This window comes from Acinetobacter sp. UBA1496, from assembly GCF_002324975.1.
GTDB lineage: Bacteria > Pseudomonadota > Gammaproteobacteria > Pseudomonadales > Moraxellaceae > Acinetobacter > Acinetobacter variabilis.
In genome coordinates, this window is record NZ_DCRI01000114.1 from 1 (window position 1) to 18894 (window position 18894).

At 41.3% G+C, this 18894-nt stretch carries 11 protein-coding genes and 7 pseudogenes; 11 read left to right on the forward strand and 7 right to left on the reverse strand.

From position 1 onward, the window contains the following. Nucleotides 1–92: 92 nt before the first annotated feature. The 3 genes and pseudogenes from B3143_RS14695 to B3143_RS14705 all read right to left on the reverse strand — a co-directional run bounded on the left by B3143_RS14695 (nucleotide 93) and on the right by B3143_RS14705 (nucleotide 2874). Nucleotides 93–804: pseudogene (locus B3143_RS14695) on the reverse strand (alpha/beta hydrolase). A 64-nt stretch (nucleotides 805–868) separates the two neighbouring features. After that, nucleotides 869–1858, reverse strand: coding sequence for a biotin synthase BioB (gene bioB / locus B3143_RS14700; protein WP_004812090.1), 990 nt, complete (start codon nucleotides 1856–1858; stop codon nucleotides 869–871). 147 nt (nucleotides 1859–2005) lie between these two features. Next, nucleotides 2006–2874, reverse strand: a pseudogene (locus B3143_RS14705) (IS982 family transposase). A gap of 178 nt (nucleotides 2875–3052) precedes the next feature. Between B3143_RS14705 and B3143_RS14710 the strand changes: the two are divergent. Then, nucleotides 3053–4333 (forward strand): annotated as a pseudogene (locus B3143_RS14710) (tyrosine-type recombinase/integrase). A 511-nt stretch (nucleotides 4334–4844) separates the two neighbouring features. Here the strand turns inward: B3143_RS14710 and B3143_RS14715 are convergent. From B3143_RS14715 to B3143_RS14725, 3 genes and pseudogenes are all read right to left on the reverse strand, one after another. Next, a complete protein-coding gene (locus B3143_RS14715; protein ID WP_004812080.1) occupies nucleotides 4845–5555 on the reverse strand; it encodes a hypothetical protein in 711 nt (236 codons plus the stop codon). Nucleotides 5556–5667: 112 nt separating this feature from the next. Next, complete coding sequence (locus B3143_RS14720; protein ID WP_004812079.1) at nucleotides 5668–7758, reverse strand: TonB-dependent siderophore receptor; 2091 nt, start codon at nucleotides 7756–7758, stop codon at nucleotides 5668–5670. Nucleotides 7759–8008: 250 nt separating this feature from the next. Beyond that, nucleotides 8009–8194 (reverse strand): annotated as a pseudogene (locus B3143_RS14725) (transposase); the annotation flags it as partial. Nucleotides 8195–8562: 368 nt separating this feature from the next. Between B3143_RS14725 and B3143_RS14730 the strand changes: the two are divergent. From B3143_RS14730 to mdh, 9 genes and pseudogenes are all read left to right on the forward strand, one after another. Then, nucleotides 8563–10044, forward strand: coding sequence for a TolC family protein (locus tag B3143_RS14730; protein ID WP_004812073.1), 1482 nt, complete (start codon nucleotides 8563–8565; stop codon nucleotides 10042–10044). Between the two features lie 11 nt (nucleotides 10045–10055). After that, nucleotides 10056–11186, forward strand: a complete 1131-nt coding sequence (locus tag B3143_RS14735; RefSeq protein ID WP_004812071.1) for an HlyD family secretion protein — start codon at nucleotides 10056–10058, stop codon at nucleotides 11184–11186. Then, nucleotides 11186–12316, forward strand: coding sequence for an ABC transporter permease (locus tag B3143_RS14740; protein ID WP_004812069.1), 1131 nt, complete (start codon nucleotides 11186–11188; stop codon nucleotides 12314–12316). Before B3143_RS14735 ends, B3143_RS14740 begins: the two co-directional genes overlap by 1 nt. Then, a complete protein-coding gene (locus B3143_RS14745; protein WP_004812067.1) occupies nucleotides 12313–13413 on the forward strand; it encodes an ABC transporter permease in 1101 nt (366 codons plus the stop codon). Before B3143_RS14740 ends, B3143_RS14745 begins: the two co-directional genes overlap by 4 nt. A 64-nt stretch (nucleotides 13414–13477) precedes the next feature. Then, nucleotides 13478–13813 (forward strand): annotated as a pseudogene (locus tag B3143_RS14750) (IS481 family transposase); the annotation flags it as partial. A 50-nt stretch (nucleotides 13814–13863) separates the two neighbouring features. Continuing rightward, nucleotides 13864–14112 (forward strand): annotated as a pseudogene (locus B3143_RS14755) (IS5/IS1182 family transposase); the annotation flags it as partial. 52 nt (nucleotides 14113–14164) lie between these two features. Next, nucleotides 14165–14374 (forward strand): annotated as a pseudogene (locus B3143_RS15200) (PepSY domain-containing protein); the annotation flags it as partial. Continuing rightward, a complete protein-coding gene (locus B3143_RS15205) occupies nucleotides 14371–14643 on the forward strand; it encodes a hypothetical protein (protein ID WP_004779934.1) in 273 nt (90 codons plus the stop codon). The pseudogene B3143_RS15200 and the gene B3143_RS15205, both read left to right, overlap by 4 nt. A 255-nt stretch (nucleotides 14644–14898) precedes the next feature. After that, a complete protein-coding gene (gene mdh / locus B3143_RS14760; RefSeq protein WP_004647793.1) occupies nucleotides 14899–16071 on the forward strand; it encodes an iron-dependent methanol dehydrogenase in 1173 nt (390 codons plus the stop codon). Between the two features lie 514 nt (nucleotides 16072–16585). Here the strand turns inward: mdh and B3143_RS14765 are convergent. Continuing rightward, complete coding sequence (locus B3143_RS14765; protein ID WP_004779935.1) at nucleotides 16586–17767, reverse strand: hypothetical protein; 1182 nt, start codon at nucleotides 17765–17767, stop codon at nucleotides 16586–16588. Nucleotides 17768–17968: 201 nt separating this feature from the next. On the opposite strand from B3143_RS14765, the gene B3143_RS14770 reads away from it, so the two are divergent. Continuing rightward, nucleotides 17969–18894, forward strand: a 926-nt coding sequence (locus tag B3143_RS14770) for an aldehyde dehydrogenase family protein (protein ID WP_286741055.1), incomplete at its 3' end; no start/stop codon positions are given.

The following is an 18894-nucleotide window of genomic DNA, read 5'->3' on the forward strand; positions in this document are numbered from 1 at the left end:
ATCTTTGTGCAACAAAGCCTATTAAAACTAAAACTGATCTTAGCGCGTTAAATCTGAAAATGAAACGTCAAGAGCTACCAATTTCTTTTTGCTTAAGCCAGATCGGCTAAAAATTTTAAAATTGGCTCAACGAGTAACTTGGTATCAAAAAGGATGGCATCGTGCGTGCCCTGTATTTTTACCAAATTCAGATTTTGGGTTGTTAAAAACACAGATTCTTGACTAACTTTGTAAGGAACCAACATATCATTCTCGGAAAATATAAATAGCATCTTGACTGAATGATTTTTTAAGATATCCACTAGATTTAATTGCTGCAATAGATAAAGATGCTTAACCTGATAGTTTAAATCAATACTATTTAACTGTTGGTGCAATAATTTTGTACGTTCACGTGCTGCTGCGCCAGCTAAAGTGACCAAGGTACAAAAGCACTGCATCCCGCGTTTGGGATCAGCCAGTATGGAGGATTTAAATTGTGTATATTGTTCAACTGGCATTGCCTGTGGCCATGCTTCGTTGGCCACGAAACAGGGATTTGACATACAGCAAATCACTGGCTTGGCAATTTTCAATTGTTGCTGGATTTCATTAGTCAGCAAAAGTACCAACTGTCCACCCAAAGACCATCCCATCAAGACATCAAAAGAACTCGCCTGCCTAACTTTTTCGGCCAAAATACTTTCCACGTTAGGATCAAAAATATCCCATACTTCAACTTGATGCTGCTGCCGTAACTGTTCTACAAACGGGGGTTAAGACCGCTGTTCCTAGCCCCCAACCCGTAATCATCAGTATCTTCATTTTGTCTGCTCCAATAAAAGGGACCAATTCAAGTTGAAATGATCCCTGTTTGTTACACGATTAATTAAGCAGGTTGCATCGCATCTACAGCCAATTCTTTAGCTGTTTTCTTGGCAGCTTCAGCTTTTAAGCCTAATTTAGCAAACAAGGCTTTGTCTTTACCTTCACCACTGTTCGGGGCAGTAAGCAATTTATCACCTGAAAATAATGAGTTAGCTCCAGCCATAAATGCCAGTGCCTGATCAGAGTCAGAGAGAGATTCACGACCTGCCGACAAGCGGATATAACTCTTCGGCATAATAATCCGTGCTACCGCAATAGTACGAATCCAGTCAATCACATCCAGTTTTTCAACATCGGCCAGTGGTGTGCCTTCAATAGGAACCAGCATATTTATGGGCACCGAACCCGGGTGAATCGGCATAGTCGCTAGTTCAAATAACAAACCGACTCGGTCTTGTACGCCTTCGCCCAAGCCGACAATACCGCCACTACAGACATTAATTCCGGCATTACGCACATGATCAAGCGTATTTAAGCGGTCATCAAAGCTACGTGTACTGATGACATTGGCATAATATTCACGTGAGGTATCAAGGTTGTGGTTGTAATAATCTAGCCCTGCATCTTTCAGACGTTCCGCTTGTGAGGCATTCAGCATCCCTAGGGTCATACATGTTTCCATGCCCAGTTTCTTGACTTCCTGCACCAATTCCAGCACATACGGCATATCGCGTTCATGCGGGTTACGCCATGCTGCGCCCATGCAAAAACGGGTCGAACCGGAAGCTTTGGCCTGTTTGGCTTCAGCAATCGCCTTTTGTACTTCTACGCGTTTTTCAATTTCCAGATCAGTATCATAATGTGCAGATTGCGAACAGTATTTACAATCTTCCGGACAACGGCCCGTTTTAATTGAAAGCAGAGTACTGACCTGAACAGTATTCGGTTCAAAGTTTTGGCGATGAATTTGCTGTGCCTGAAACAGTAAATCCATTAAAGGCAAGTCATAAATTTCTTGTATTTCGGCACGTGACCAATCATTACGGATCATCTTGTCTGCATCATCTAAAATTCAATTGAGTAAATCATACGCTGTTTTTTTTATTTTTCTTTAGCGTTTTATTTCATATTCATTGCCTGCTTAAAATAGCTTTAGTTTATCAAGCTATTTTGAAAGCTTATTTAACTCGAATCCTGCTTAAGCCGATGATTCCTTAATTTGAATTGTTGGCTTATTTTGATGAGGGAGTTGATATGCACATAGTGAGGCGTAAATTCCACGCAGAAATCCATGAAGACTACGTGCTTTACTCGTCACTAAATTGTATTGCCCCTTCAATAAACTGAATAATGTTTCTATCTTATTGTGTTGTCTTAGGTGATATTCATCTGATACACAAAGTTGAATAGCCTGCATATTCTTTCGATGATAAATAATTAAATCAATACCTTGATATTTCAATCTAATTTTTAATTCTTGGCTGATGTAACCTCGATCCCCGTAAAGTTTTGCTTCTACACCAGCAACCAATTGCTCAACCATTTTTATGTCAGCAACATATCCATTCGATAAAGCAGAACAGCCAATTTCACCAAATTGATTCATCGCAATATGTAATTTACAGCCATAAAATCAGCCCATTGAGCTTCTACCACGAGATGCAATTTGGACTAATAATTTATGATGCTGAATACGTTGAGTTTTACAAACTGGCAGAGTTGTTGAATCAATCCATAGATATTGTGTACCTTGGCCTTTCATCAGTGTCACATGTAAGGCTTGTAGAGCTAATTCATGCATATTGATTAGATGAATCATCCTTTGATAGCAAGGCAAGTACTTAAATAAATGGCTTTTACCTTCTTTTACCCAGCTAAAAAAAGGCTTTGAAATTATTGAAATGAGAGCATTTGTATCAAATGGCAATAAAGCAGATTTCTGAAATTGTAAATTGAGCAGTTCTGATTCTTAAGGAACCACGGTTTTGTTTGAGAAACTCTCAATAAGTTGATTCAAATTTAAGAAAAATCATCAATTACGCAGAATAATTCGGTACTATTGAACATCAGAACTAGAGTTTTGAGTTTGGTGTGTCCGTATAACACTTGTTTTACACAGTCCGCCTCAATCCAATATAAATTTATCTTTCAATAACTTAAAACAAAAACTTCCCAACCACGTCTTGCTTAATCCAACCATTTCCAATATTCTATGTGGGTTGTTATGTGGGACAAGAATAACCCTATGCCTAAAAAAGCCAAAGAACTCTCGGCACTCAGTGTAGCAAAAATCAAAAAAATGGTAGGCATGCTGTCGGTGGTGTAGATGGTTTGCACCTACGTATTGTGAATAGTTCTCGTGTCTGGATTTTACGTGCAGTAGTGGGAAAACGTCTAGATAAAGACGGAAAGTTAAAGCCTCATCGCCGTGATATTGGTATTGGTCCCTACCCCGAAGTTTCTTTAGCTGAAGCCCGTGCTAAAGCAATAAAATTAAGAATACAAATTCGAAATGGCATTGATCCAATTGCACATAAACAAGAACAGCTCAACAAGCTTCATATTCAGAAACTACGTGACAAAACATTCATTGAGTGTGCAAAAGTTGTTATAGCAAATAAAACCCGTGAACTCAAAAATGAAAAACATATTGGTCAATGGACTTCTACATTAGAAACTTATATTTACCCAACTTTAAGTGATATGAGTATTAGTACCATTACTAAAGTTGATATTGCCGAAGTTCTTAAGCCTATCTGGATTGATAAAAATGAAACAGCTAAACGTATTCGTGGTCGTATAGAAACCATTTTTGATTATGCCAAAGCTATGGGATATTTTGTAGGTGATAACCCTGCTGAATGGAAAGGCAATCTAGAACCAATTCTAGGTAATTTAAAGCAGGAATCACGCCCTCACCCATCGTTACCCTATGAACATCTTGCTGAATTTATTCAGCACCTAAGACAGAAAAAAGGTATTTCTCCTAAAGCCCTAGAATTTGCAATTTTAACTGCTTGCCGTTCTGGTGAGATTTTTGGGGCAAAATGGCAAGAAATTGATTTTAAGAAAAAGGTTTGGATTATTCCTAAAGAACGAATGAAAGCAGATAAAGAGCATCGTGTTCCTTTGTCTCAACAAGCTATTAATTTGCTTAAATCAATTCAAGCATATACTCAAGCACAAGATTTCATTTTTCCTGCACCTCGTAATGGGCAGATGCTTTCTGACATGTAATTGACCACTCTGATCAAACGAATGCATGAACAGAAGTTTAAAGAAAAATGGCTTAGGCTATCTTGACCCTAAACAGAATAGAGTAATCACGACACATGGCTTCCGCTCTACATTTCGTGACTGGTCTGCTGACAAAACCGATTATCCACGTGAAGTTTGTGAGCATGTGCTTGCACATAAATTACCAGATGAAGTAGAAGCGGCTTATTTACGTGGTGCTTATCTAGAAAAACGAAAAGGATTGATGAGTGATTGGGCAAAGTTTTGCTATCAAAATATTATCCAGTGATGGATTAAAAAATATAATTATATTATTACAAAGACTTAGATTAAAAATAAAGTTGTGATGTCAATTTGGCACAAAATTTATTTTATGTATCGAAACATAACTATTCAATATTTTTACTTCCAAACAAATTGCTTACTGCAAGAAGTGCTGTTTCAGACATAGCTTTTATCGACAATCAGATCATCGATAATTCCTACGACTTCAATCAACTTGCAACTTGACAATTGTGGAATTTCCACAATCATTTCAAAATAAGTCGGGTATACATCTACCTCAAAGGCAAGGTAAGTTTTTGTAGTTGCCCCGCCTCATAATCTTCCAACAAGTAGCTACCATAAAATTTCGTGGTTTGTTAGATTTTTATCCAAATTTCATCAGTTCAAACTCTGCGAAATCTATTCAAATAATTAATTTTAGACAGGGCATAAAAATATTTTATTTCAATAGATGAGAAGAATGGAATATATACATCAAATAAGGATACACCCTAAAAATTGTAACTATATTGCCATCACTTTGAATTTTCCGGCGCCATCAGCCACTTTACACTCGCATCGAATAGCTTAACCCCATCTGAAGACAAGTCTGAAAAAGTGTCATTATGAAGAAAGAACATCAGCCGTTTAGCTGGCGCTAAAGATTCATAATCCATAGTTGCACCTTTTTCATATCCCCAAATCGCTGCTTTTTCAGGTTCGCCGTAGACCGTCGCAATGATCGTAGCCCCTAATCCAGGTTTCCCCCAATTCATCATGGTCTGTTTTTTATAAACATTCAGCGTGCCCGCAGGTAAATTCGCAGATAAGCGGTGTGGCGCATTTACAAGCCATAAATATCGAGCTTTATCGACTTCACCAAAATCCTGACCTGAGCGTTTCCCCGTCATGGCTGAATCATCAATATAATCACTTTCCCATGTCATCAGTGGAATTTCTAACTGACGCCACCCTGCTTTTAAGTTTTTTGATCCAACTGTTGAAGACAAAATAATTGCATCAACTTGTTTAATTTGTTTTGGATCTTGGAGCTGGTCTAATATTTGAACGGCATATCCCAAGGCTTCTAAGTGCTGTTTTATAGCCAAATCATTTGCGTATGATGGCCCGTTTATCTGAGAAATTAATGCGATATGCGTACTCACTTTAGCTGCAAATGCACTCATGGATGCTGTTAAAAAACCTAGGCTCAGTGCAGCAATCAGCATTAAAAAAAGTTTTTTCACTGTGTGATACCTTGAAAGACATCGGAACTTTGATCGTTCAAATCAAAGTTCCTCAAAAATATATGGTTAAATTTAACTACAAAATGTTCAATGGACGAAAAACAAGAACTGATTAATATTTAAACTTCACATTAAAGAGAAAAGTTCGCGGGCTGCCAAAACTGAGCAACTGGGCATTGGGTGTTGTACCTTGAATATAATCTTTATCAAATAAATTTTTAATGCTTAAACCCATGCCCCAACGTTGAGCATCGTAGCCAGCATTCACATCAAATAACGTATAACTCGGCATACGGACAGAATATGTTCCACGCTGTGCTGTTCGTTCCCCTTGAAGACGTACTCCTGCCCCCATATTCCATCCCAGTTTATCTGGGCTAAAATAATATTGGCTAGACAATGATGCTGCATTTTTAGGGACATGATTAATGCGCTTCCCAATCTCACTACTGGTTAAACTTTCGGTGACTTCAGCAGTTGGGATATAGCTATAGGCAGCGGATACATGCCATTGGTTAGACAGAGCTGCAGATAATTCTGCTTCATAGCCTTTGGTTTGCTGCTCACCGGTTTGAATTGAATAGCCTAGAGTTGAATCATTTTCTGTAACATTGCGGCGCGTGAGATCATAGTAAGCGATATATCCTTGTAAACGCTGGTCAAGTCCTTGAAACTTCATACCAACTTCCGTTTGTTTACCTTCTTCGGGGTCGAGTAATGTACTATTCGCTCCAGTATCGGTTACAGGCATAAATGAAGTTGAATAGCTAATATAGGGCGCAAAGAAATCATTGATGCGGTACATCAATGATGCACTGCCCGTAAATGCATTATCCGAGTTTTGTACGGTTGTATTATTTATTTGGTTTTCAACACTCACTTGCGTCCAATCATGGCGTCCAGATAAGCCTAAAATCCACTGATCATCAATTTTAATGGTATTTCTTAAATAAAGCCCGGTATATTGATTATAGGTCAAATTCCATGACGGCTTGCCTTGCGTCGTAGGGGTAATGCCATGCTCTAAGTTATCTGCATCAATCGGGTTTACATTATCAACCCGCTGATAGTAGTCACTGCGCTCTTTCATCATATCAACTCCGGCTGTCACTTCGTAATCAATATGATCTGTTTTAAAACTTCGCTGCAGATAATTATCTAATGCAAAATTAGTATCCTGCTTATCTTGATAATTGACTTGCCGTTTCACAATTGGGAAGGCCGCTCCAGAAGCCGCAAAAACTGAGTTACTCCAGCTGCTATTTTTCGTCACAGCAAAATTCTGCTTAAAAATCCAATCATTATCAAAATAATGAGTGAAGTTACTGCCTACACGATATACGTCCACATCATAATAGCGATCAGGCTCTCCAATAAAAATGTTACGTCCATAATTTTGATAGTTTTGCGGAATTCCCTGATTTCGAATATATTTTCTGTGCTGATAGCTAGCAATCACAGAAAGATCATTTTTATCATTTAAATCAAAGTTATATGATGATGCTAAATACTGATTTTTAAAATATACATAATCTGTCGGATCATCTTGATCAGACACACGGCCAACGAAACGAAATGCCCCTTTTTCAGTTTGATTTGGCGCATAGTTAATATCAAATGTGCCTTCTTTAAGCCCATAGCTTCCATAGCTCAAATTGGTCCGATAAAACGTTTCCGCTTCGGGGCGCTTTGTCGTTAAATTCACCAAGCCCCCTGGCAGAGCTAAACCAAAACCCACAGAAGTAGGCCCTTTCACAACTTGAATAGAATCTAATCCACTAATATCTTCAGATCTTAAGACATTTGTTGAAGTTTGCACGCGCAATCCATCAACATAGGTTTGCGCACTCGAAATTTGACCACGAATGATAAAATCATCCCAACCACGACGCCCATATGAACCTGATGTAACACCAGCAACGCCTTCTAAAGCATCGGCAACAGTTTTAAGCTGTTTTTCTTGAATTTGCTCACTCGTTATGACACTAATGGATTGTGCCGTTTCAAATATAGGATCATTTGAACGCAATACAGAGGATGCAGTTTTTGCAGCATACTCTTTATTTTCCTTTTGTTCGGCTTGAGCTTGAATTGTTATCGTCGGTAAACTTTGAGCTGTTTCAGTATCCGTTGCCTGAGCATGAGTCGACACATTAATGATTGCTAATATTGCTGAACTAAGTGGGAGTAATCTATATGGCATTTGGCGGCAGAACGAATGGAAATGTATGGAAGCATTATAAAAAAACCAAAACAACAAATAATAATGATTTTTATTTATATTTACTATTTATTAAATATATGCACTGTTTTGGGAGACTAGAAATCGAGATATTACAAAATTTGAATCTGATCACATCGTCAAGATGACTTAGAATGAATCGTTTTCCACCATTTTCGTTATTTTCCAGTAAAAATTTCCCCGAATATTGCGGTCTATATAAAACTTGCTGAGTATTGATCATTAAACAGCATTGAATAGCGGTATCAGAGTAAGTGTGATTTCGACCTTGCTTGTCTTGTGCATACCACTGAGTGTTTGGATCAAACCAAATGGAAATATTACCTCGGTTAATGAGGGCACGATTGTAGGAAGACCAGTTAGTTGTACGATAGATTTTAGGAGCAGGTTTATTCATATTGAAATTATAGGACTGAATAATCTTTCTAGGCTAGGTTTATGCAACAAAGCCCTTTTCACATCCAAAATTTGATGAGGGGTAGGTTGAGGGGTAAAACCCTAGATAAAAAATAAAACCTTTTAAAAACAAGGGTTTATTTAAACATTTGGCGGAAGCAGTGGTAACTCAACTGATGCCTCTAGTCCTCTTATTTTTCAAGTCAATTTCTTATCCGCGATTCGGGTTAATTAAGGATGCATAAGCTTCCTTTTTTATAGACAAATGTACAAGAAACAATACTATAACTTTACACTAGTTCTATCTACGAACCTTTGATTTATACTAGCCGGATAACATCACCGGCTTTAAATCAGTTTAGCGACTTTATGAACTTAAAGAAAAATAAAAGACAGCTTGTCTGGGGTTTAAATCTGCTTGCATCGATGATGTATGGCAGCTTTGCTCATGCACAGAGCATCAGCTTTCAGGACGCTGAACGTCAGTTGTTGCAAAATTCTTATAGCAGCCAAGCCTATCAAAGTCTGGAACAGGCTTCAAAACTTGAAGCTGAAGCAGTAAAAGGCGTAGGTCTACCGCGTGTCGATCTGAATGTTCGTGCCTATGCCTTTCACAGTGAAGTCGATATTCCATTAAAGCAATTTAAAAATAATCTGGAGAATTCACTCTCCCAAGGCGTGAATGGCCGGCTTAATGAGTGGGAGGCCAGTAATGGCGTGGATCTACCTGCAGGTATTACCGATCCACTGCGTGATGGACTTAACAATACTATTCATAGCGGAGTTGGTCTGATTCCGGATACGTCTAATGTCATCCTTGAAGATCAGGTGATTCGCCCCACTGTTTCCGTGATTATGCCAATATATACCGGAGGCCTCACCCGTAGTGCCAAAGAAATTGCCAATATTCAGGTCGGTCGTAGTCAGCTCAGCAACAAACAGCAGCAAGACACGCAGCGTTTTGAACTGATTCAAAGTTATTTCAATGTGCAGCTCCAAAAGCAACTGCATGCAGCAGCGCTGTTTAATCTGAATGCTATGCAGCAGCATTATCGCAATGCCTTAAAGATGGAACAGCAAGGTTTTATCAGTAAAGGCCAACGCATGCAGTTTGAAGTAGCACGCAATAATGCCGAGCGCAGCCAGCAAAATACGCAAGCCAATTTGAATGCTGCCCTGTTCCAGCTGAATAATCTGCTTCAGGAAAGCGGCATCACCGAACTTTCGACGCCTTTATTTGTCAATAAAACTGAGCCACAGGCTTTAAATCATCTGCTGAAAACCTTTAGTCAAAACTCTGCGCTGATTCAAAAAATGCAGCTGGATACCCAATTGGCCCAAGCCAATGTCAAAGCCCAGCAAGCAGCTAAAAAACCGAATATTTTTGCTTTTGGTGAATATAGTCTGGATCAAAATGAAAACTGGATTGTCGGAGTTGCCGCACGCTATAACCTGTTTTCCGGGATCGATAAAAACAAAAATATTCAGGCTGCCGAACTCAAACGCTCTGCCACAGAACTGCTCACTGCACGCACCCAGCAGGAAATTGAAAATCTGATTTATAAATCTTATAGCGAAGCACTCAGCGCACAGCAAAGTGATGCACTTCTGGCACAAAACTTGAAAGCCGCACAGGAAAATTTACGCATCCAAGAATTGTCTTTTAAAGAAGATACGGGCACCGCCATACAGGTCATCGATGCACAAAATATGCTGAGCGGACTACGAGCCGAAACTGCCTTGAATGCTTACAAATATGTGATGTCACTGGCCACACTATTACAAAGCCATGGCTCGATTGCAGAATTTCCGAACTACATCCAACATACCAACACTCACTATATTCGCTAATGGAGCCGAACATGAACGAAGATCAACAATCCAATGATCCTGTGAATGAAGCGGCTTCATCCAGCGATACAGATAAATCGCCTGCGCAACAGATAGAAACAAAAACTGAAATAGAAAACAACGCGACGACTTCGACCGAGCAACAACAAGCTCCTGAAATCGCTAAAAAGAAAAAATATTTATTGCTCGCCCTGATTCCAGTTCTGCTGGCAGTCATCGCTTTTGGATTATGGAAAAGCTACCAACCGGCTCCGCTTGAATTGCAGGGTCGTGTAGAAGCTGAAACAGTTCAGGTGGCGACCAAAGTGCCAAGCCGTATTGAAGAAATTTATGTAGAAGAAGGTCAGCGGGTCAAAAAAGGCGATGTACTGGTGCGCTTAAACAGCCCGGAAATTCAGGCCAAAAAACAGCAAGCCGCAGCGGCTTTACAATCTGCGCTAGCCTTACAATCGACTGCTGAACGCGGCTCGCAGGAAGAAAATATCGCCAGTCTGTATGCCAACTGGCAAGCGCTGAAAGCACAGCAAAATTTAGCCAAAGTTTCTTATGAGCGTGGTGCAAATTTATTGAAGGAAGGTGTGATTTCACGCCAGCGCCGTGATGAATTGTATGCAGCCAGTCAATCAGCGGCGCAAATGACAGAGGCGGCGTATCAGCAATACGCACGTGCCAAACGTGGCAGCACTTCGCAGCAAAAGAGTTCCGCCGATGCACAGGTAGATATTGCCCAGGCTGCGCTGAATGAAGCCAATGCTTTAGAAGCAGAAACCCAATTAGTAGCACCTGTAAACGGAACGGTGTCTAAAACCTATGGCAAAGTCTCGGAGCTGGTAGCCACCGCAGTCCCTGTGGTCAGCCTGTTTGAAGATCAAATGTGGGTGAGCCTGAATATTCGTGAAGACCAATATGCCCCGTTTCAGAAAATGAGCAGTATTGAAGGTTATATTCCCGCCCTAGATAAAACCGCCACTTTTAAAATCAAGCAGATCAGTGCTGAAGGTGAATTTGCCACCATTAAGACCACACGCCAAACCGGCGGTTATGATGTGCGAAGTTTTAAGCTGCATCTTGTGCCCACACCAGCGATTCCTGAACTGAAAGTTGGGATGAGCGTGTTATTTAAACTGAAAGAGACCCGATAATGTGGACGGGTATATGGCGCGAACTGCGCTATCTGCTCCGCGAAAAATGGGATCTGTGTCTGGTCACGCTCGCACCTGCACTGGTGATTATTTTATTCAGCAGCATGTTTGCTCAAGGGAAACCGGATCATTTACCGATTGCGATTATTGATCAAGACCAGAGTGCGCTGAGTCAAAGCATTTATCAGCATGTGGCGCTGAATCATACTCTTAAAATTGCTACGGTGTCGGAACAAACAGCTGAAATTGAGCGCCTGTTAAATCAAAATAAAATTTGGGGTTATATCCATATTCCCAGCGGTGCCGAGCAACGTCTGGTTCGTGCCCGGGATGCTGACATCAGTATTGCCTTTAACCAGAGTTATTTCAGTATCGGAAATACCATTTCCTCTGCCATGCTGGTCAGTACCCTGCAAGCACTGGCTGAATTTAGCGGACAGCAATATCTGGGCAACCGGCTGCCTTCTCTCGAAGCACCGTCACCGCATATCAAAATATCGCCGCTGTATAATCCACAACTGAATTATGAATTCTATCTGGAACTCTATGTCATTCCGGCAATTCTGCATTTACTGCTGTGTTGTTGTGTGGCATTTTCCGTCGGTCAGGAACTGAAGCGGCAGACCTTAACAAGCTGGATTAGCAACTCATCCATCTGGATGACATTACTGTCTAAGAACCTGGTCTATGTGGCTATTTTTAGTCTATGGACCTGGATCTGGATGTTCTGGCTGATTGAAATTCGCGGCTGGTTTGTTGCCGGCTCGCTCGCTCTGATTCTATCGGCACAATTTCTGCTATATAGCGCTTATGCATTTTTAAGCAGTGCAGTGGTTCTAGCAACCAAAGATTTAAGTAAATCTTTTGGCATCATTGCGGTCTATGGTGGTTCATCTTTAAGTTTTGCCGGTGTGACCTTACCTTTAAATAATGCGCCCCTATTCACCCAGTTCTGGTCCAATATTATTCCGTTCACGCCCTATGCCAAATTACAAACTGAACAATGGGTGATTGGTAGTCCATTGCATATTTCACTGCAAGCTGGATTAATGCTGCTGATCTATGCCCTAGTCTACGCTCTGCTGGCTTATCTGTTTCTTAAAAAAATCGCCAAAGGAGCAACACCATGAAATCCCTTTGGTTTTACTATCTACAAAGCTTTAAAGATATCGTCAGTCACGGCACGATCTTTACCACGCTGATTCTATCTGTCTTGTTTTACAGCTTTTTTTATCCAACCGCTTATCAGGCACAGCAGGCTGAAGCCTTACCGATTATTATTGTCGATGAAGAACAAAGTAGCTTAAGTACCCGCATTATTGGTCAGGTGGCACAAAGCCCCAATGTCGAAATTCAGGCGATTACCGGAAATTTTGCCGAAGCCAAACAATGGATGGAATCTCAAAAAGCCGATGGTATCTTGTTACTACCGGACAATTTATCGCAAAGCTTAAGGCATGGTGAAACAGGCGGAATTGGACTGTATTTAAGCACGGCCAACTTTTTAGTGACCAAACAAATTGGTCTGGGCTTAGCTACATCAGTTGAGCAAACTTTGGCAGATTATACTGAACGCTTTGGCAAGGTCTCGGATTTTTCACCTGCCCTTTCTGTGCATCAAATTCCTTTATTTAATCCGCTGTCCGGCTATGGCAGCTATGTCTTTCCTGCGGTTGCACCTTTAATTATTCACCAAACCATTCTTTTGGGTTTGAGTATGCTAATTTTAGTATATCGGGAAAGAAAAGTAGAATTAAACGCAAATGCATTGGTTGGGATGTGTTTAGCGGTCTTTACTATTGGCTGTCTGGGATGTTTCTATTTATTCGGCTTTAGCTTCTGGCTATTTGATTATCCACGTGGTGGCAACCTGTTCGGGATGCTACTGGCTGTTCCAGTTTTTATCTATACAATAATTGGCATGACCTGCCTATTCGCCAGTTTTCTGGATTTGCCGGAACGTGCGGGTCATGTGATTGTATTCACTTCCATTCCACTGTTCTTTTTATCTGGTGCGGCCTGGCCGCATGCTGCAATGCCTATCTGGATGCAAGTCGTTGGCGAAATCCTGCCTTCCACCCAAATTGTGCAGATGTTTATTCAACTCAATCAGATGGGTGTACCTACAGAGCTAGTCTTGCCTAAATTGCTTTATCTCGGAATGATCGGCAGCTTGTGCTTTTTCTTGGCTTATCGACGTTTAATTTCAAACTGTGGAACTTTCTAGCTAGGTGTTTAGTCCCAGATTTTAATGGTGTAATATTCTCAGAGAAATGGAAAGATGCAGCACTATGGGACAAGTTCTACACAACAGCGCCACAACGACACAGACAGTGCGTCGAGCAATACAAAATAGTTAAGAGAGCTTAATAACGCTAGCCAAGCGTTACGGCATCAATCAAAAGACTGTCGCAAAATGGAAGAAACTTACTTCAGTAGATGATCTTACAACAGGGCCAAAGAATCCTCGCTCAAGCGTGTTATCGCCTGAAAATGAGGCGGCAATTGTTGCTTTTCGAAAACGCACTTTGTTGCCGCTAGACGATTGCCCTTATACATTGCAGCCGAGTATTCCTTATCTGACACGCTGGTCGTTACACCGCTGCTTGCAGCGGCATGGTATTTCATGACTGCCTAAGGTACAAGGTGATCGGCCTGTCAGAAAGCGCTTCATAAGAAATTGAGATCTTTAGAGAGGAATGAATTATTAAAATCAGTCAAACGGCTAGGTCGGTCACTTTGGAAAAAATGGTCTGGTTATCATCATCGAAGTTTAGTGGAAACCAAAATGCATTGCATCAAATGATTAGGCGATAAATTAACAGCAAGGAGTTTTGCTAGTCAGGTGGATGAGATTCATGCACGTGTAGCAGTTTTGAATAAATTCATAGAATTAGATCGCCCTAATACCCAAGTTGTCACTTGAATTTAGCTCAATTAGGGCAGCATTGTCTTTCAAACCTTTGTGCAACAAAGCCCTTCCCCTGATTGATATTTATTATTTAGTTTCCCAGTAATATGTTGATTCTTTTGCGACTTATTGGCCATTTCTGCGAATCGATCTGATGTTGTGGAGCTTGGCACTTCTCGCCCTATTGTTACACCAGAAAATTACCCCTATTCATCAAAAGGCGGTCAATAAAATTCACGCCAAACTAAAAGTTACGCAACAGGAATCATCAACATGATATGGATTGCAGTGATCGGTCTGCTTTGGCTAAGCTGCTTTGCCTTTTATACTGTAAGTGCAAAGCAGATTCTAAAAACCCGAAAATCTCGGTACGCTTTTTTAGCGAATTTTCCTACGTACACTAAATTCGCAGCAGGTATTTTCTTATTCGTTGCAATGGTTTTATTACGGACCCGGTTTAGCTCCAGTATCAGCTTTGTGGCTCTATGGATATTTCTAAGCCCTGTACTGTTTATCTTTATCTTAAAAATGAATAAAGCACTTTAGTATTTATTTAAAATCAGAAAGTAGCAAACAGCCTAGTGCGCTACTTACATGCCCTCTATTGAACCAATCTACCCAGTATCTGCTAAACCTTGCCAACCTACTTTTAAATATTTCAGATTCATTATTTTGGCTAGAATCAAAAATTTAAATTGGTAGGTATTTGGTAGGTAGGATTCTTTTTAACTTCATCCAATACTCATATTACGGTGAGGGTCACCGATAAAATAATCAATGAATGGTAGAAGGAATCACACCATGGCTTTTAAAAATATTTCAGATCAAACTAACGGTTTTTATATTCCCTGTGTTTCACTTTTTGGTCCGGGCTGTGCTAAAGAAATCGGGATAAAAGCACAAAATTTAGGTGCCAAGAAAGCGCTGATTGTAACTGATGCGGGGCTGTTTAAATTTGGTGTTGCAGATGATATTGCAAACTATTTGAAAGAGGCGGGTGTTGACAGTTATATTTTCCCAGGCGCGGAACCCAATCCAACTGATATTAACGTGCATCATGGAGTTACAGCTTATAATGAAAATGCCTGTGATTTTATTGTATCGTTAGGTGGGGGTTCATCACATGACTGTGCCAAAGGCATTGGCCTAGTCACTGCAGGTGGCGGACATATCCGTGATTATGAAGGGATTGATAAAAGTACCGTCCCGATGACACCACTGATTGCAATCAATACTACAGCAGGGACAGCTTCGGAGATGACACGTTTCTGTATCATTACCAATACCGATACCCATGTGAAAATGGCGATTGTAGATTGGCGTTGTACACCACTCATTGCGATTGATGACCCTAAACTTATGTTGGCCAAACCTGCAGGGCTGACTGCGGCAACAGGTATGGATGCCTTGACGCATGCAGTAGAAGCCTATGTGTCTACAGCAGCAAACCCAATCACTGATGCCTGTGCAGAAAAGGCGATTACCATGATCAGCGAATGGCTTAGCCCGGCAGTGGCGAATGGGGATAATCTGGAAGCACGGGATGCCATGAGCTATGCCCAATATCTTGCCGGAATGGCCTTTAACAACGCCTCTTTAGGATATGTGCATGCGATGGCACATCAGCTCGGAGGCTTCTACAACTTGCCGCATGGTGTTTGTAATGCAATTCTGCTCCCCCATGTTTGTGAATTTAACCTGATTGCTTGTCCTGAACGTTATGCCAAAATTGCCCAATTGATGGGGGTGAATACAGAAGGCTTAACCGTAACTGAAGCAGCTTATGAAGCGATTGGCGCCATTCGTCAGCTTTCGGCTTCAATTGGTATTCCATCTGGGCTGACGGAATTGAATGTAAAAGAAGCTGACTTGGCCATCATGGCGGAAAATGCACAAAAAGATGCCTGCATGCTGACCAATCCACGTAAAGCCAGCCATGCCCAAGTGGTAGATATTTTTAAAGCGGCGATGTAGTGCCTCAATGTAAGTCTTCTTTCCAATCATCTGACTTACATTTTTAACAGCCCCTGTTTCACTTTCTGAGGAAGTGTGCCAAGAGCAGACATGCATTTTCCTGTTCCTGGCTGATCCTTTTGCCTTCATAAGAGGATAAAAACGGGGGGTGTTTCTTTTTTATCAAGCCCCTTTCATTATGATTATCGACATTAATCCCATGGTAGAAAAATGCCAAGATTTTTTTAGCCCGTTTCAGCCACAAATAAAATTTCATAGCGTATTATCTTACGATTATATTTGATCCCTGAGGAATAAACTGCGCGTCCTTCAAATGACATGAAGGTGAGCGTAGCTGATTTTAATGAAGAGCATCCCATCAAGCAGCTAGGCAAACTGGGTAGCCACTGATAAAAATTTTAGGATCAGGTTCAGTCTAAATCAATAAGTAAACCCACAGTAAGCAAGGATAATACTTAATATTCCAGAATTTTCCTATTTTAACTGTTTAGCTTTACCGACAGTTACATCAGCTTTAAAGATTTTTATATTTTAACAGAGTCTGATGAACGGGATGGATTTTGGGCATCAGTTCAATCAGGCGTTCTATAGCATCAATCGCTTCAGGAAAATGTGCCACATGTTTCAGCAGGACATCGGTTTCATTAGCCTTGAAAATGGCATCGCTCAGGCGTGATTCCAGACAATCTCTCCAAGCGCATAGAAATGGACTTTCTGTTCTAGCCAGAAATACGCCGGTACATAATTTCAAGGCTGAATCAATATATCCAGCATCTAGGGATTGCTCCATCATTAAAAAGTCAGCCTCTACATCCGCCAATAAACGATAGGGTCTGGAACCCAGCATACCACCTAGTACATCGCGTAACTGTGACATTTCTGCTTTTAAAGTCCCTATACTGACCTTGCGTTCGCCATATAAGGCCTGATGCAAGGTATCTAGACTCAGGCCCTGCGGACATAAGGCCAGAATGGCTAGAATTTCAATCTGTCGAGGGGTCAGAACTAGTACCTTGCCATTAAACAGCACTTGAGGTACTGAAAAAGCCCGAATAAACAGGCGCTGCTTCTGGCATTCTAGTAGAGCCGACTGGATGATCGTAGCACAGCGCTCCGCAGCTAGTAGTGCTAAACTGTTATGCTTTGGCCAGGTAGTTGACAGATCAATGACACCTAAGACCTGTTTTGAATAGGGATCAATAATCGGAGCAGCGTAACAAACCCAATCATGAATGGAGGACATGTAATGTTCACTGGAAAAGACACAGCTGGATTGTTGAGTTTTTAAGGATAGTGCCAATGCATTGGTTCCGACTAGCTCTTCGCGCCATTGTCCACCTTCAATAAAATGTACACTTTCTGCGGCACTTTGCATTTGCGGGCTGGACGCTGTCCAGATGATGGTGCTGCCTATATCACCGACTGCCAACACCATCGATGACTGCTCTGCAATATGTTTCAAGTCTTGTGCACAATGGTGTAGAGCATAGGCTAAAGTTAAAGAAGAAGTGGTCTTTTTTATATCTGTCAGTGGTGCTGCTAAACGATTCTTAGGGATTTCAGCCGAGGATGAGCGCTGCCAAGAACTAGCAATACTCTGTCCCAGCTGTTCTGCATGCAGGGGAGATAAACTGCTACTTTGCCGAAGCTGATCGATATTGTGCCTTTTTTGCGCCAAATCTTGTTTTGTCATCATTCCTTATTCTCACAACAATTCATGATTTACATCCGCTGTAATCGTTATTCTTTTAAAATAGATGAAAAGATCGTGAACATGCTAGCTCCAACCTTTTTCCAACCTTACCTCATTTATATTAATCAAATAAGGTGCAGAAGTACCTTATACCAAAGCTGTAGAAGCGGTTTTGCCATACGAAAATAAGCAAAGGAAATAAATATGCGTTACATCGATCCCAATCAACCTGGTTCAAAAATTCAATTTAAAGCACAATACGATAATTTCATTGGCGGCGAATGGGTCGCTCCGGTCAAAGGCGAATACTTTGACAATCTCTCTCCGGTAGATGGCAAAGTCTTTACCAAAGTACCGCGTTCTTCTGTAGAAGACATTGAATTGGCCCTGGATGCAGCGCACAAAGCCAAAGAACAATGGAACAGAGCATCGCCGACCACCCGCTCCAATATTCTGTTGAAAATTGCCGACCGTCTGGAACAAAATCTGGAAATGTTGGCTGTAGCAGAAACCTGGGACAATGGAAAACCGATCCGTGAAACGCTGGCTGCCGATATTCCACTGGCCATTGACCATTTCCGTTATTTTGCCGGCTGTATCCGGGCTCAGGAAGGTGGCATTTCCGAAATTGATGAAGATACTATCGCCTACCATTTCCATGAACCGCTTGGTGTAGTCGGACAAATCATTCCCTGGAACTTCCCGATTCTGATGGCCGCCTGGAAACTCGCGCCAGCCTTGGCTGCAGGCAACTGTATTGTGCTGAAACCTGCAGAACAGACTCCGGTCAGTATTCTGGTGCTAGCTGAACTGATTCAGGACATTTTGCCGCCGGGCGTGTTGAACATCGTCAATGGCTACGGGGTCGAAGTCGGCCGTCCACTGGCGACCAATCCCCGTATTGCCAAGATTGCCTTTACCGGCTCGACTGCCGTCGGCCAAATGATAATGCAGTATGCAACTGAAAATATTATTCCGGTAACGCTGGAACTTGGCGGTAAATCACCAAACTTGTTCTTTGCCGACATTATGGATCAGGAAGACGATTATCTGGACAAAGCTCTGGAAGGCTTTGCCATGTTTGCCCTGAACCAGGGTGAAATCTGTACCTGTCCTTCCCGTGCCTTGGT

Coding starts and splice junctions, on each gene's coding strand:
- B3143_RS14740 (WP_004812069.1), top strand. CDS start 11,186: ATGTGGACGGGTATATGGCGCGAACTGCGCTATCTGCTCCGCGAAAAA.
- B3143_RS14745 (WP_004812067.1), top strand. CDS start 12,313: ATGAAATCCCTTTGGTTTTACTATCTACAAAGCTTTAAAGATATCGTC.
- B3143_RS14735 (WP_004812071.1), top strand. CDS start 10,056: ATGAACGAAGATCAACAATCCAATGATCCTGTGAATGAAGCGGCTTCA.
- bioB (WP_004812090.1), bottom strand. CDS start 1,858: ATGATCCGTAATGATTGGTCACGTGCCGAAATACAAGAAATTTATGAC.
- mdh (WP_004647793.1), top strand. CDS start 14,899: ATGGCTTTTAAAAATATTTCAGATCAAACTAACGGTTTTTATATTCCC.
- B3143_RS14765 (WP_004779935.1), bottom strand. CDS start 17,767: ATGATGACAAAACAAGATTTGGCGCAAAAAAGGCACAATATCGATCAG.
- B3143_RS15205 (WP_004779934.1), top strand. CDS start 14,371: ATGATATGGATTGCAGTGATCGGTCTGCTTTGGCTAAGCTGCTTTGCC.
- B3143_RS14720 (WP_004812079.1), bottom strand. CDS start 7,758: ATGCCATATAGATTACTCCCACTTAGTTCAGCAATATTAGCAATCATT.
- B3143_RS14730 (WP_004812073.1), top strand. CDS start 8,563: ATGAACTTAAAGAAAAATAAAAGACAGCTTGTCTGGGGTTTAAATCTG.